A 14,758-nucleotide genomic window follows, 5' to 3' on the forward strand; every position below is an offset into this window, starting at 1 on the left:
GCGTTCACTGTAGCCACGCGGACCGGCCTGGACGGGGTGCCGCCCGGGGCGTACCGTCGAGCCATGTTTACGACCGATTGGTCGTGCATGAACGGAGGACCATGCCCGACAACGCGTTCACGCCGCTCCTCGAGCGCAGCATCGCCATCGCCGCCCCGCCCGCCGTGGTCTGGGAGGCGGTCGGCGACGTGCGCCGCATGCCCGAGTGGAGCCCGCAGGTGACGTCCGTGCGACTACGGGCACCCGAGGACGACATCCGTCTCGGCACCCGGTTCACCAACCTCAACCGCCTGGGCGACCTGGAATGGGTCACGCACGGCGAGATCGTAAGGCACGAACCCGCGCAGGAGATCGCCTTCCGCATCGCGGAGAACTACACGATCTGGTCGTTCACACTCACGGCCGACGGCGCCGACACCCTGCTCACGCAGCGCCGTGAGACCCCGGACGGGATCTCGCGGTTCTCCCTCGACCTCACCGAGAACCACCTCGGCGGACAGAAGGCGTTCACCGCACTGCTGGAGGAGGGCATGGAGCGGACCCTCGCCGGCATCCGCGCGTCGACCGAGGCGGTCGCCCGGCGCTGACCGCACCGACCCGGCGAGCCCGGGCCCGGGTCACACCGGGGAGGCGGCCGCGACCAGTGCCTCCAGGTGCCCGACGACCTGATCCAAGGGCTCGACGGATCGCTCCACCCGGCAGAGGATGATCGCCCCCTCGATCGAGGCGATCGCCATCGTCGCGAGGCTCTCGGCCGCCGGCGGCTCGAAGCCGTCGGCCACCATCCCCGCGGCCAGGACCTCGCGCCAACGCCGCATCGTGTGCGCGACCACCGGACGGAGGTGCTCCTCGTCGGACGAACCGCCCACGGCGACGGACACGACGGGACAGCCCGCAGCGAAGTCCGAGCCGCGCAGGACGGCGACCCAGAAGGCCGAGAACCGGTGCAGCGCCGCGACGGCACCGTCGCCCGACGCGCCCTCGACGAGCGCGGTGATCGACTCCCCCGCGAAATCGAGCGCGTCCGCGACGAGTTCGGCGCGGCCACCCGGGAAGTGGTGGTAGACGGAACCGCGGGGGGCACCGCTGCGCGCGAGCACGGCGTCGATCGTCACCCCGGCGGCGCCCCGCTCCCGCATCAGATCGACAGCGCTGAGCAGCATCCGACGTCGCGTGTCCCGCCGTGGTGCCACGGTGCACCCCTCTCCACCCTTGCTATGAATTATGGCCTAGTCCATACTAGGCCCATGAACCCCGAGGCGCCCACCACCGACTGGCAGAAGTCCGCGTGCATCCTCTGCGAGTGCAACTGCGGCCTGGAGATCCAGGTGCAGGACGGGCGGCTGGCCAAGATCCGCGGCGACAAGGAGCATGCGACCTCGCACGGCTACACCTGCGAGAAGCCCCTCCGCCTGGACCTCTATCAGAACGGCCGCGACCGGCTGACCTCGCCGCTGCGCCGCCGGCCGGACGGGACCTACGAGGAGATCGACTGGGACACCGCCGTCCGCGAGATCGCCGCGCGGCTCACCGCCGTGAAGGAGACGCACGGCGGCGAGCGGATCCTCTACTACTCCGGCGCCGGCCAGGGGAACCACCTGCCCGCCGCCTACGGCCAGTCGCTCCGGGCCGCGCTCGGCATGCGCTACTACTCCAACGCGCTCGCGCAGGAGAAGACGGGCGAGGGCTGGGTCGACGAGCAGCTGTACGGCACGCACACCAAGGGCGACTTCGAGCACGCCGAGGTCGTGCTGTTCCTGGGCAAGAACCCCTGGCAGACCCACTCGTTCCCGCGGGCCCGGCCCGTCCTCAAGGAGATCGCGAAGGATCCCGCGCGGTCGATGATCGTGCTCGACCCCCGCAGGAGCGAGACCGCCGCGATGGCGGACTTCCACCTACAGGTACTGCCGGGAACCGATGCCTGGTGCGTCGGCGCCATGCTCGCGGTCCTCGTCGAGGAGGACCTGATCGACCACGCGTTCGTCGACGAGCACACCGACGGGATGGACGACGTGCTGGCCGTCCTGCGGCGGATCCCCATCCGCCAGTACGCGGCCACCTGCGGCGTCGACGAGGAACTCATCCGCGCGGCGACCCGCCGCTTCGCGACCGCGGCGAGCGCGACGACCTACGAGGACCTCGGCGTCCAGCAGGCGCCGAACAGCACGCTCGTCTCGTACCTGAACAAGCTGCTGTGGATCCTCACCGGCAACTTCGGGCGCCCCGGCACGATGTTCCTGCACTCGTGGTTCTCCTCCCCCGTCGCCGCCCCCGGGGGCGATCCCCGGCGCGCGCGTCGGGCACCGTCGAGCGGGGCGACGAAGGCGGCGCGCCGGACGATCGCGAAGGGCGTCGCCCTCGGCGCCAGCGGGCTCTCGCGCGCCGTGCCCGCGGCCGCCGGGACGCCGCTTCCCCACGCGCTCATCGATTCCGCCGCGCACGCGCTGCTCACTCGGATGGCACCGATGATGAGCGCGGGGCTCGCCGCCGAGCAGCAACCGAAGACCGAGCGGACCACACCCGTCACGGGCGCGCGGATCATCGGCGGCCTCATGCCGTGCAATTCGATCGCCGACGAGATCCTCACCGATCATCCGGATCGCCTCCGCGCCATGTGGATCGACAGCTCGAACCCCGCCCACTCACTGCCGGAGTCGCGGCGGTTCATCGAGGCGATGCAGGCGTGCGAGCTGACGGTCGTCGTCGACGTCGCGATGACCGAGACCGCGCGCCAGGCCGACTACGTACTCCCGGCCTCGAGCCAGTTCGAGAAGTGGGAGTGCACCTTCTTCACCATGGAGTTCCCGCACAACGCGTTTCAGCTGCGTGCGCCGCTCCTCGATCCGCGGCCGGGCACCCTGCCCGAGCCGGAGATCTACGCCCGCCTGCTCCGCGAGCTCGGCGCGGTCGACACCGGACTCCTCGACCGGCTCCGCACCGCGCTCGCGGCCGGCACCGACGCGTTCGCACTCGCGTTCTTCTCCGCCGCTGCCGCCGACCCGTCGCTGCTCCGCCTCGTGGGCTACGTCCTGTACGAGACGCTCGGCCCCACCCTGCCCGACGGTGCGCGCAGCGCCGCGATCCTCTGGGGCGCGGCGCACCTGTGCGCCCTGTCCCGTCCGGATTCCGTCGCCCGCGCGGGCTTCACCGGCTCGGGCATGCGGCCGGGCCAGCAGCTCTTCGACGCGATCCTCCGCGAGCGCTCCGGCGTCACCTTCTCCGTCGATGAGTGGGAGAACGCCTGGGACTACGTGCTGCGGAAGGACAATCGCTTCACCGTCGCCATCCCCGAGCTGCTGGCGAAGGCCGACGCGCTCCGCGAGGCGCCGTCGTCGTGGACCACGGACGAGTTCCCGTTCGTCCTGATGGCCGGCGAACGCCGGGCCTTCACCGCCAACACGATCATCCGCGATCCCGCGTGGCGGCGGCGGGACGCCGGTGGCGCACTGCGGATCAGCGCCGAGGACGCGGACCGCCTCGGCCTGGAGGCGGAGTCGCGAGTGCGGATCACCACCGAGGCGGGCTCGCTGGAGTCCTCGATCGAGATCAGCGACATGATGCGCGCCGGCCACGTCTCGCTGCCCAACGGCCTCGGCCTCGACTACCCCGACGCCGATGGACTCGCGCGTCCCGGCATCGCCCCGAACGAGCTCACCAGTGCGAAGTACCGCGACTGGTTCGCCGGGACCCCGTGGCACAAGTACGTTCCCGCCCGCATCGAGCCGGTCGCACCATGACGCCGCCGACGGTGACCGTCGCCGACGTGATGCTGCGGCGCCCGACCGTGCACCCGGCCGAGATCACCGTCGGCGCCGCGCGCACGGCGTTCGAGACGAGCCCCAAGCTCCATCTGCTCCTGCTGATGCGCGACGGCGCGCTCGCCGGAACGCTCGACCGCGACGACCTGACCGGAGGCGCGGACGACGCGGCGCCCGCGCTCGCGGTGGCATCCCTCACGGAGCGCACCACCCCGCCGGGAGCACCGGCCGACCGGCTCCGCTCCCACATGATCACCACCGGGATCCGCCGGCTCGCCGTCGTCGACGACGACCTGCGCCTGCTGGGGCTGCTGTGCCTCAAGGCCAGCAGGACCGGGTTCTGCACCGACGACGGTGTCGACGGGATGCGCCGGGCACGCCGCGACTCCGACGGCGACTGAGCTAGATCCCCCGCTCGTCCTCCACCATCGTCGTCAGGATCCGCCGTGCGCGCACGGCGGCCCGGTCCGCCTTGACGTTGACGTAGCGCCGTGGGACCGGGTCCTCATCGAGGCACCGCTGCATGGTCTCGAGGACGGCGACGTCCCGGTCGGCCATCGCGTGGAAGACCTGGATCAACTGCTCGCCGATGTCGGGCGAGACCGCGGCGCCTCGCCACGAGATCTGCAGGAAGACGTGGGTGACTCCGGACGACCGGGGGGTGAAACCGTGCGTCCGTACGAGTTCCAGCTCCGGACCGGTCGCGCCGACGATGGTGTAGGTCTGCTTGTGCAGGCCCGGCGTCACGAACGTGCCCGTCTCCGTCCGGCCGAACGACGCGGACGCGGTGGCGTCGTCCAGCCCCGTGACCGCGGCTTCCCACGGAGCCAGCGGCGCCTCGGGCAGTTCTCGCCGATACGAGACCGACACCTCGGAGACCTCGACGTCCTCCAGCGGCGGCAGCGCCTCGATGCCGGGCGGCATCATCTCCGGGTGCATCGCGACGACGTTGGAGAGGTCGAGGTAGTGCTCGTGCAGAAGTTGCAGGTTGGCGGCCACCTCGCGCCGCTCCCCGACGCTCGTCCAGCCGTCACCGTGCAACCACGGTGTCGCCGGCGGTGGCCGCAACCGTTCGCCGCCCGGCGTCCCCGCCCAGATCCAGACGAAAGGCCCGCGCTCGACGACCGGGAAGGCCCGCACCCGCACGGACGAGGGCGGGTTGTCCTGCGACGGCACGCTCACCCAACGTCCGGTCGCGTCGTAGGTGCAGCCGTGGTAGCCGCACACGACGAAGTCACCCTCGCGGCGTCCCGCCGACAACGGGTAGGGCCGATGCGCACAGCGATCCTCCAGCGCGGCGATCGCACCGTCGGACAGACGGAAGAGCACGACCGGTGTGTCGAGGACGCGCCGCGCGGTGAATCCGTATCCGACCTCAGCAGCGGTGGCGACGACGTACCAGCAGTCCCTCGGGTAGTCGACGACGGGACGGTTCCGAGCGGTGTCGTTCATACGTCCAGCACCAGCTTCTTCGACAGGGAGCGGGAGACGCAGAGCATGATCGTCTCGCCTCGTTCCTTCTCCGCCTTGGACAGGATCGAGTCACGGTGCTCGGGCGTGCCCTCGAGCACGTCGGCCTCGCAGGTGCCGCAGATGCCTTCCATGCAGGACCCGAGGACGTCGACGCCGGCCTTCTCGACCGCGTCGAAGATCGTGGTGCCCTCCGGGACGGACACGCTCACTCCCGAGCGCGAGCACACGACCTCGAACGAGTCGAGCGCATCCTCGGACGCCGCGACCTCCTTGGCCGCGAAGCGCTCGATGTGCAGGCTGCCGTCGGGCCACGGCGCGCACGCCTCCTCCACGGCGTCGAGGAAAGCGCCGGGGCCGCAACAGTAGACCACCGTGTCCGGCGTGGGCGTTCCGAGCGTCGCCGCCAGGTCGATCCGACCGTTCTCGCTGCTCGGCCAGATCGTGACCCGATCGGTGTCCTCGAATCGGTCCAGGAACGCCATCGACTCGCGGGAGCGGCCGCAGTAGAGCAGGCTCCAGTTCGCCCCGCGGGCCCGAGCGGCCTCGATCATCGGGAGGATCGGCGTGATCCCGATCCCGCCCGCGACGAATCGGTAGTTCGCGGAGGCCACCAAGGGGAAGTGATTGCGCGGCCCGCGCACGCGGACGGTCGCGCCCTCCGTCAGCTTCTCGTGGACGTACGCCGAGCCCCCTCGGCCGTCCGGGTCGCGAAGGACGCCGATCTTCCACGACGACTCGTCCGAGGCGCTGCCGCACAGCGAGTACTGCCGCGTCAGCGACGGCTCCAGGAGCAGGTCGATATGGGCCCCGGCGGTCCACGACGGGAGCGGTGCACCCGCGGGGTCGCTGAGGGTGAGCTCGACGACCCCGTCCGCCACCTCGCGCCGGCCCGCCACCTGAACGTCGACCTCCGTCTCCGTGGTTGTAGTCGCTTCGCGGGAGCGGCGAATCGGTGGGCGAGCGGGGGCCCGTACCGCGGCGGGCTGCAGCGTCCGTTGGTCGCGGGGGCGCGGCTTCTGCCCGATCGGCGTCAACGTGACCATCATCTTCGTGTAGCCCCGGACGAAGTTCGACTGGAGGTATTCCGGCTCCTCCACCACTTCGATGTCCTCGAACCGCGCGAGCAACTCCTCCCAGAGGATCCGCAGCTGCAGTTCGGCCACGCGACTGCCCATGCAGCGGTGCACGCCGATGCCGAACGAAAGATGGTGGCGGGCGTTGTGCCGGTCGATGATGAAGTCGTCCGGATTCTCGAAGGTGCGCTCGTCCCGGTTCGCCGAGGCGTACCACATGACGACCTTGTCGCCCTTGCGGATGAACTGACCGCCCAGGACGGTGTCCTTCGTGGCGACGCGCCGCATGTAGGCCAGCGGCGTCTGCCAGCGGATGTTCTCGTGGACGAACTTCGGGATCAGGCTGTGATCGGCTTTGAGACGATCGAACTGGTCCGGGAACAGGTTCAGTGCGTACACGCCGCCCGACATCGAGTTGCGGGTGGTGTCGTTGCCGCCCACGACGAGCAGGATGAGATTGCCGAGGAATTCCATCGGCCTGTTGATCAGGTCCTTGGTGTCCTCGGACATCTGCATCAGGGTGATCAGGTCGTATCCCGGCTTCTCGCCCGCCTTGAGGCGCCCCGCCTTGTCGTGCCAGAGGGCGCTGAAGCTCTTCGCCATCTCGGCAGCGCCCTGGTACATCTCGTCCATGTCGACGTCGCCGCCGGTGGCCGCGGCGCTCGCGCCTGCCAACTCGGTCCAGTGGACGAGCTTGCGCCGATCCTCGTAGGGGAAGTCGAGCAGGGTGGCGAGCATCCGGGACGTCAGCTCGACGCTGACCCTGTCCACCCAGTCGAACGGTTCGCCGACCGGCAGGTCGTCGAGGACCTCCTGGACGCGCGCCCGGATCAGTCCCTGCATCTCCTCGAGATTCTGGGGCGCTACGACTCCCTGCACCGCTGCGCGCTGCTCGTCGTGGCGTGGCGGGTCCATCGCGATGAACATCTCGATGTCCAGCCCGTCGGGCGGTACGCCGATGACGATCTGCGGCTCGGCCGAGTAGGTCTCGAAGTCCCGGTCCACCGCGACGATGTCGTCGTACCGCGTGACCGACCAGTACGGCCCGAACTCGCTCGACGCCCGGAAGTGCACCGGCGCCTCGTTGCGCAGGCGCTCGAAGTAGGGGCGCCACTGGCCCTGCCGCCACATGAACGGGTTGCTCATGTCGATCTCGGTCAGCGACACCGCGTCGACGTCGGAGATCTCCTCCTCGACGAACTCCGGCTGCCGGTCACCCAGAGCCAGCGTCTTCGCCTTCTGGAAGAGGTGCAGGCCCTGGACCTGCCGTTCCATCGGGATGGTCGCCTGGGCCTTGTTGATGACCCGATCGAGAAAGCTCATGGTCCAACCGCCTTGCGGACGAGGATGTGTGGACTCATCCAAACTAGGCCGCCCACCGCCTCGCGCGGCCGAGTTTGCTCGTTTCGATCGACCAGTGAAAACAAGAACGCCGGCCAGGGGATGTTCCCCCTGGCCGGCGACTTGAGCTACGGAACCACTAGAGCATGCAGCTGACGCAGCCCTCGACCTCGGTGCCCTCGAGCGCCATCTGGCGCAGGCGGATGTAGTACAGGGTCTTGATGCCCTTGCGCCACGCGTAGATCTGCGCGCGGTTCACGTCGCGCGTGCTCGCGGTGTCCTTGAAGAACAGCGTCAGCGACAGGCCCTGATCCACGTGCTGCGTGGCGGCCGCATAGGTGTCGATGATCTTCTCGTAGCCGATCTCGTACGCGTCCTGGTAGTACTCCAGGTTGTCGTTGTCCATGAACGGCGCCGGGTAGTACACGCGGCCGATCTTGCCCTCCTTGCGGATCTCGACCTTCGCCGCGACGGGGTGGATCGAGCTCGTGGAGTGGTTGATGTAGCTGATCGAGCCGGTGGGCGGCACCGCCTGCAGGTTCTGGTTGTACAGGCCATGCTTCTGGACGTCGGCCTTGAGCTCGCGCCAGTCGTCCTGCGTGGGGACGTGGATCTCGGCGTCGGCGAAGAGCCCGGCGACCTTGTCGGTGGCCGGCTTCCACTCCTGCTCGGTGTACTTGTCGAAGAACTCGCCCGAGGCGTACTTGCTGTTCTCGAAGCCGCCGAAGGACTGGCCGCGCTCGCGCGCGATGTGGTTCGACGCGCGGATCGCGTGGAAGAGCACCGTGTAGAAGTAGATGTTCGTGAAGTCCACGCCCTCGTCGGAGCCGTAGAAGACCCGCTCGCGCGCCAGGTAGCCGTGCAGGTTCATCTGCCCGAGGCCGATCGCGTGGGAGAGGTTGTTGCCCTTCTCGATCGACGGCACGGAGCTGATGTCGGTCTGGTCCGAGACGGCGGTGAGGCCACGGATCGCGGTCTCGATGGTGGCGCCGAAGTCGGGGCTGTCCATGGTCTTCGCGATGTTCAGCGAGCCCAGGTTGCAGGAGATGTCCTTGCCGATCTCGGCGTAGGACAGGTCGTCGTTGTAGGTCGACGGGGTGGAGACCTGCAGGATCTCGCTGCACAGGTTGGAGTGCGTGATCTTGCCGGCGATCGGGTTCGCGCGGTTCACGGTGTCCTCGTACATGATGTACGGGTAGCCCGACTCGAACTGCAGCTCGGCGAGGGTCTGGAAGAACTCGCGGGCGTTGATCTTGGTCTTGCGGATCCGCGAGTCGTCGACCATCTCGTGGTACTTCTCCGAGACGTTGACGTCCGCGAAGGGCACGCCGTAGACGCGCTCCACGTCGTACGGGGAGAACAGGTACATGTCGTCGTTGTTCTTGGCGAGCTCGAAGGTGATGTCCGGGATCACCACGCCCAGCGACAGGGTCTTGATGCGGATCTTCTCGTCCGCGTTCTCCCGCTTGGTGTCGAGGAAGCGGTAGATGTCCGGGTGGTGCGCGTGCAGGTACACGGCGCCCGCGCCCTGCCGGGCGCCGAGCTGGTTGGCGTAGCTGAACGAGTCCTCGAGCAGCTTCATGATCGGGATGACGCCCGAGCTCTGGTTCTCGATCTTCTTGATCGGCGCGCCGTGCTCACGGATGTTGCTGAGCAGCAGCGCGACTCCGCCGCCGCGCTTGGACAGCTGCAGCGCGGAGTTGATCGAGCGGCCGATCGACTCCATGTTGTCCTCGATGCGGAGCAGGAAGCAGGAGACGGGCTCGCCGCGCTGCTTCTTGCCCGAGTTGAGGAAGGTGGGGGTGGCGGGCTGGAAGCGGCCGGCGATGATCTCGTCCACCAGGTTCACGGCGAGCTTCTCGTCACCGTCGGCGAGGGTGAGCGCGACCATGCAGACGCGGTCCTCGAAGCGCTCCAGGTAGCGCTTGCCGTCGAAGGTCTTCAGCGTGTAGCTGGTGTAGTACTTGAACGCGCCCAGGAAGGTGGGGAACCGGAACTTCTTGGCGTAGGCCGCGTCGAACAGGCCCTTGACGAAGGAGCGGCTGTACTTGTCCAGCACCTCGGGCTCGTAGTAGTTCTCCTCGACGAGGTAGTCGAGCTTCTCGTCCAGGTTGTGGAAGAAGACCGTGTTCTGGTTGACGTGCTGCAGGAAGTACTGCCGCGCGGCCTCCCGGTCCTTCTCGAACTGGATGCGCCCGTCCTTGTCGTACAGGTTGAGCATCGCGTTCAGGGCGTGGAAGTCCAGCTCGCTGTGGCCGGGGCCGCCGTGGACGCCGGACTGGCTCGCGGAGGGGACGAGGTCTTCCTGAGTTGCGGTCATGAGCGCGCGCTTTCCTTTTCGAGGGTGGAGACGGTTCCGGCGAAGAATTCGGTGAGCCCGATGTGGACGCGATCCACGTCGTCAGTGGTGCCCATGAGCTCGAAGCGGTAGAGGTACGGGATCCGGCACTTGCGCGAGATCACATCCCCTGCGAAGCAGAACTCTTCGCCGAAGTTGGTGTTGCCCGCCGCGATCACTCCACGGATCAGGGAACGGTTGTGCTGGTCGTTGAGGAACCGGATCACCTGCTTGGGGACGTATCCCCCGCCCGAGAGCGCGGTGGCCTGCTTCCCCCCGCCGTACGTCGGGGTGATCAGGACGAAGGGCTCGTCGACGGTGAGCGGATCGGACGCCCGCGTCACCGGGATGCGCAGGGCGCGCATGCCCAGCTTCTCGACGAATCGGTGCGTGTTCTCCGACACCGACGAGAAGTAGACGACGAGGGGCGCAGCCATCGCTACGCCGTGGCGGCGACGGCGGCGAGCGCCTTGACCCGGTCCGGACGGAAGCCCGACCAGTGCGCATCGCCGGCGACGACGACGGGGGCCTGCAGGTAGCCGAGCGCCATGACGTAGTCACGGGCGTCCGAGTCCTCGGTGATGTCCACCACGCGGTACTCGAGGCCGGCCTTGTCGAGCGCCTTGTACGTGGCGTTGCACTGCACGCAGGCGGGCTTGGTGTAGACGGTGATCTCGACCTGGCTCATGGACGGCTCCCCTTCGCTGGACGGTCCCGAAGACTGCTCGGAACCCGATTATCGACCTACGGACTGACAAGTTTTCTCGCCACGTTTACCTGCGTGAACTCAGTCGGCCAGCGGACCCCTCAGCGACGTCCTCATGCCTCCCGGGCGGCCTTTCGGCGCGTCCGCTCTCGCAGTGGACTGAACACTACACCTAGTGGTGGCCCCGAGGAAGCGACACAACCACTTGCGAACAACATTCGTGAAATTACCAGCTCGCAAGACGGTCTTTCGGGCGTTTTTCATCGTGAATCCCCAGGACACGCCGAGGATCGACGACACGCCGATCCGACACGCCCGACACCGTCGGAACACCGCTCGCGACGGCCTACCGGACGCGCGGGACCGCCCTACCGGACGGGCGCGACGAGGCGCTCGAGGAGGTCGCCCGCGCGCTGCGCGACGGCGTCGTGCTCGCGGACGGACTTGCCGTCGAGGCCGGAGATGGGGAACTCCTCGACGAGCCCCTCGGGGACCTCGCCACCGGCGATGGTGACGGCCCGCTCGGCGTCGGCCAGGGTGGTGTCCAGACGGTGCCCCACACCGGCCAGGGCGACCCGCTTGCCCGAGAGCGCGCTGGCGCCGTAGGGCCGCGAGCCCCAGTCGATGACGTTCTTGAGCACGGCGCTGACGGTGCCGTTATTCGGCGGGGCGAGCAGCAGGAGGGCGTCGGCGGCGGCGATCCGGTCGCGCAGGGCCGCGGCGGTGGCCGGCGCGCCCTCGCCGTCGATGTCCTCGTTGTAGAAGGGCACGTCCGCGATCCCCTCGGCGATCTCGACGCGCACCCCCTCGGGGGCGTTCGCGACGGCGACCTCGGCCAGCTCGCGGTTGAGTGAGCTGCTGCGCAGCGATCCGACGACGGCGAGCACGGTGATGTCCGACATGATCCTCAGTTCTCCTGACGTTCCGAGCGACCCCGTCGGGCCGCATCCGCACAAGTTAACGGACTTCGGTCCGGATTTCTTCCCCGGGATCATGGTGAGTCGAAAACCCGCACGGTAGGCTCCATCCGATGACCGGACCACTCCTGCCCCTCGCGCAGCCGCAGACCGAGCCGCGCCGTGACGCGGCCCGCAACCGCGAGCTGCTCATCGACGCGGCGCAGCGGCTCTTCGCCGAGCACGGCGTCGACGCGGTGAGCATGGACGCCGTCGCGCAGGCGGCCGGCGTGGGCAAGGGCACCGTCTTCCGGCGCTTCGGCTCGCGCGCCGGGCTCCTGCAGTCGCTCCTCGACCACGACGAGACCGAGCTGCAGCACCGCTTCATGTTCGGCCCGCCGCCGCTGGGCCCGGGCGGCGATCCGGTGCACCGGCTCACCGAGTACGGCAAGGCCCGGATGCAGCTCATCGCGCGCCACGGCGACCTGCTGCGGGGCGCCGAGCAGGCCGCCCGCGACCCGTACGACGCCCCGCCGTGGCGGGTGTCGACGATGACGGTGCGCGCGATGCTCGTCGAGGCGGGGCGCACGGCGCAGGTGGACGTGTGGGCGGCGGCGCTGATGGCCACGCTCAGCCCGGCATGGGTGCTCCACCAGCTCGCCTCGGGCGTCACTCAGGACGAGCTCGAGGCAGTCTGGACGGAGCACGTGCGCCTAGTGGCCGCGCTCTGAGATCTTCGCCAGGTAGGCGAACCGGTCGTTGGCCACCCGCATCGCGATCTCGTAGGGCAGCGCGAACTTCCGCTTCCAGAAGTAGCCGAAGCGGGTGTCGAGCGAGGTGTACACGATGAAGCGGTTGTGGAGCACCCCGTCGACGATCGCCTGCGCCGCCTTCTCGGCGGTGACCTTCGGGAAGGCGTCGATGCCCTTGTTGACCTTCGGGTTGGTGCGGTCGACGCCGTTGATCTCGACGGTCTTCACCAGGCCGGTCTCCACGGCGCCGGGCACCACCACGGAGACGCCGATGCCGTGCCGGCGCAGGTCGTAGCGGAGCACCTCGGAGACGCCGACGAGGCCGAACTTCGCGGCCGAGTAGGCGGCGTGCCAGGGCAGTGCGATGAGGCCGGCCGTGGACGATACGTTGACCAGCTGGCCGCCGCGCTTCGCCGCGATCATCGGCGGGATGAAGGTCTCGATCACGTGGATCGGCCCCATGAGGTTCACGTCCACGGTCTTGCGCCACTGCTCGTGGGTGAGGTTCTCGACGGTGCCCCAGACGGCGATGCCGGCGACGTTCATCACGATGTCGAGGGCGCCTGCGGCCGCGTGCACCTCGTCGGCGAACGCGCGGACCGCGTCGTAGTCGGAGACGTCGAACGCCCTGGACGCGATGACCTTCGCGCCCAGGGCGGTGACGTGGCGGGTGACGGCGTCGAGCTGTTCGGCGTTGATGTCGGTCAACACCAGCTCGGCGCCGTGCGCCGCGAGGAGATTCGCGGTAGCGCGGCCGATCCCGCTGGCCGCGCCGGTGACAAGGACCTTCTTCCCCTTCAGGTCCTTGATCGGCGGGGCCATGTGGACGAGCCGGACGATATTGCGGAGTGCCATATCAGCCAGCTTGCCAGATCGGGCCGCGCTACCGCTTCCCGCCGGGGCGTGACGTCCCCGGCGGAAGTCGGTGCGGTGTGACGCCTACTTCGGCAGGATCGCGCCGGCGCTCAGGATCGCCTTGAGGATCTCCTGCGCGGCGGCCGGTCCCTGCGCGGACTGCAGGGAGTTGAAGGCCTGCGGGCTGGAGATCAGCGTGTTGACGAGCTGCGTCCCCTGCGAGCTGGTGAGGAACTCGGCGGCCTTGGGCCCCATCTCGAAGAGCGAGTTCACGCCCAGCGGCTGGGCCTGCCCGGGGATCGTCACCGTCGGGAGCTGCGGCAGCGCCACCTGCCCCAGGCCGGGGATGGTCACCGAGGTGCCCTGCGGCGCGGTCGCCGCCGGAGCGGTCGCCTGCGGCGCGGTGGCGGCCGACGGGGTCGCACCGCCCTGCAGCATCGGTACGCCCGAGACGATCGGGGAGGTCCCCGTCCCGGTGCTGGGCGTCACGGGAGCCGCAGCGGCGGGCGCGCCCGGCACGGCGGGAACGATCGGCGTTTGCGCCGGGGCGGTCGGCACCGTCGCCGCCGGAGCGGTGGCGGCCGGAGCGGTCGCGGCGGGAGCCGTCGCCGCGGGCGCGGCCGGAGCCGCGGGGGTCACCGGCACGACCGGGTCGACCTGCGGTGCGACTGGCTGGGCCACGACGGGCTGCTCGACGACGCCGCCGGGCTTGACCTTGCCGGTCAGCTGCTGGATCACGCCGTTGGTGAGCACGGAGGCGTACTGGGTCTGGCCCTCACGCGAGGTGAGCAGCGCCGCATCGTCGGCGTTGGCCAGGTTCCCGAGGTTCGCGTAGACGAGCGGGATGTTGACCAGCGAGGCGAGGGCGTTGGTGGTCTTCGCGATGCCGTCCTGGCCGCCGAAGTACTGCGCAGGCACGAAGCCGCCGGCGCGGGTGGCGTCGCGGAGCACCGTGGTCGCGGGGTCGCTGACGGCCTGCTGGGCCGTCACCTTGGGGTCGGTGGCGCCCGGGGCGGCCGTCTCCAGCACGAATCCGCGCTGGGCCGCATCCTGGACCGCGCTGTTGATACTGACGGCGAGGTCGGCGCCGGACTTGTTCGCGGCGGTGGCGCGCTGGTCGACGCAACCGCCGAAGCCGGCGTCGTCCGCGCGGGAGAGGATGACCTTGGCGCCCTGGGTCTTGAGCGCCGCCTCGACCATCTTGGCCACGGCGAAGTTGACGGAGTGGTCGGCGGTGCCGTTGGAGGCGATCGCCACCGGATTGACGCACGGCACCTGGCCGCCGCGACCGTCGGCGACCTTGCGGGCCTGCTCGACGGCCGACGCGACGGACGAGCCGGCGTCGAGGAACACGGTCTTGCCGTTCAGCGGCTTCGCCGGTGCGGCGGGGGCGGGGTCGGCGGATGCGAAGCCGGGCACGCCGAACAGCGCGACGGCCGCAGTCGCAAGCGAACCTGCGAGGACACGGGTCTTCTTCATGGGTAGCTGGGCGCCGGGGAAGTGGCGCCGCTCTCCTTCCAAGTCTCTTGTGCAACTTTCGTCACATCAGTCACACGAGAAACAGTC

Annotated in this window: 13 protein-coding genes; 4 read left to right on the forward strand and 9 right to left on the reverse strand. The window is 69.3% G+C overall.

The features are described 5' to 3' along the window. The first annotated feature begins 101 nt into the window (after nucleotides 1–101). Nucleotides 102–587: an SRPBCC family protein gene (locus WFK95_RS14165; protein ID WP_336671076.1), complete on the forward strand. Its 486-nt coding sequence runs from the start codon at nucleotides 102–104 to the stop codon at nucleotides 585–587. A gap of 30 nt (nucleotides 588–617) precedes the next feature. On the opposite strand, the gene WFK95_RS14170 is transcribed toward WFK95_RS14165, so the two are convergent. Then, entirely contained in the window at nucleotides 618–1,163 is a 546-nt protein-coding gene (locus WFK95_RS14170; RefSeq protein WP_336671077.1) for a TetR/AcrR family transcriptional regulator, read from the reverse strand. A gap of 84 nt (nucleotides 1,164–1,247) precedes the next feature. Between WFK95_RS14170 and WFK95_RS14175 the strand changes: the two genes are divergently transcribed. Together WFK95_RS14175 and WFK95_RS14180 are read left to right on the forward strand one after the other, a co-directional pair. Then, nucleotides 1,248–3,737, forward strand: coding sequence for a molybdopterin-dependent oxidoreductase (locus WFK95_RS14175; RefSeq protein ID WP_336671078.1), 2,490 nt, complete (start codon nucleotides 1,248–1,250; stop codon nucleotides 3,735–3,737). After that, entirely contained in the window at nucleotides 3,734–4,159 is a 426-nt protein-coding gene (locus WFK95_RS14180; protein ID WP_336671079.1) for a CBS domain-containing protein, read from the forward strand. Before WFK95_RS14175 ends, WFK95_RS14180 begins: the two co-directional genes overlap by 4 nt. Before the next feature lies 1 nt (nucleotide 4,160). Here the strand turns inward: WFK95_RS14180 and WFK95_RS14185 are convergent, their stop codons facing one another. The 6 genes from WFK95_RS14185 to WFK95_RS14210 form a co-directional block, all read right to left on the reverse strand. After that, on the reverse strand, nucleotides 4,161–5,210 hold the full coding sequence (locus WFK95_RS14185; RefSeq protein ID WP_336671080.1) for an aromatic ring-hydroxylating dioxygenase subunit alpha: 1,050 nt from the start codon (nucleotides 5,208–5,210) through the stop codon (nucleotides 4,161–4,163). Continuing rightward, entirely contained in the window at nucleotides 5,207–7,627 is a 2,421-nt protein-coding gene (locus WFK95_RS14190) for a cytochrome P450/oxidoreductase (protein WP_336671081.1), read from the reverse strand. Before WFK95_RS14190 ends, WFK95_RS14185 begins: the two co-directional genes overlap by 4 nt. 157 nt (nucleotides 7,628–7,784) lie before the next feature. Then, nucleotides 7,785–9,965 (reverse strand): class 1b ribonucleoside-diphosphate reductase subunit alpha, encoded by a 2,181-nt coding sequence (gene nrdE, locus WFK95_RS14195; RefSeq protein ID WP_336671082.1) that lies wholly within the window; start codon nucleotides 9,963–9,965, stop codon nucleotides 7,785–7,787. Next, nucleotides 9,962–10,420: a class Ib ribonucleoside-diphosphate reductase assembly flavoprotein NrdI gene (gene nrdI / locus WFK95_RS14200; protein WP_336671083.1), complete on the reverse strand. Its 459-nt coding sequence runs from the start codon at nucleotides 10,418–10,420 to the stop codon at nucleotides 9,962–9,964. The genes nrdE and nrdI overlap by 4 nt, the downstream gene beginning before the upstream one ends. Nucleotides 10,421–10,422: 2 nt before the next feature. Beyond that, nucleotides 10,423–10,671 carry a glutaredoxin-like protein NrdH gene (nrdH, locus tag WFK95_RS14205; RefSeq protein ID WP_224650371.1) on the reverse strand — a complete coding sequence of 83 codons (249 nt, stop codon included), beginning with the start codon at nucleotides 10,669–10,671 and terminating at the stop codon, nucleotides 10,423–10,425. A 386-nt stretch (nucleotides 10,672–11,057) separates the two neighbouring features. Continuing rightward, nucleotides 11,058–11,591: an NADPH-dependent FMN reductase gene (locus tag WFK95_RS14210; protein ID WP_259142516.1), complete on the reverse strand. Its 534-nt coding sequence runs from the start codon at nucleotides 11,589–11,591 to the stop codon at nucleotides 11,058–11,060. Between the two features lie 128 nt (nucleotides 11,592–11,719). On the opposite strand from WFK95_RS14210, the gene WFK95_RS14215 reads away from it, so the two are divergent. Further along, a complete protein-coding gene (locus WFK95_RS14215) occupies nucleotides 11,720–12,316 on the forward strand; it encodes a TetR/AcrR family transcriptional regulator (protein WP_336671084.1) in 597 nt (198 codons plus the stop codon). On the opposite strand, the gene WFK95_RS14220 is transcribed toward WFK95_RS14215, so the two are convergent. Beyond that, on the reverse strand, nucleotides 12,299–13,192 hold the full coding sequence (locus tag WFK95_RS14220) for an SDR family oxidoreductase (protein WP_224650364.1): 894 nt from the start codon (nucleotides 13,190–13,192) through the stop codon (nucleotides 12,299–12,301). The genes WFK95_RS14215 and WFK95_RS14220 overlap by 18 nt on opposite strands. An 84-nt stretch (nucleotides 13,193–13,276) precedes the next feature. Then, nucleotides 13,277–14,671, reverse strand: coding sequence for an N-acetylmuramoyl-L-alanine amidase family protein (locus tag WFK95_RS14225; RefSeq protein ID WP_255604073.1), 1,395 nt, complete (start codon nucleotides 14,669–14,671; stop codon nucleotides 13,277–13,279). Nucleotides 14,672–14,758: the final 87 nt, after the last annotated feature.

Origin of the sequence: Tsukamurella sp. USMM236, from assembly GCF_037148755.1 — a bacterium.
Classification (GTDB): domain Bacteria; phylum Actinomycetota; class Actinomycetes; order Mycobacteriales; family Mycobacteriaceae; genus Tsukamurella.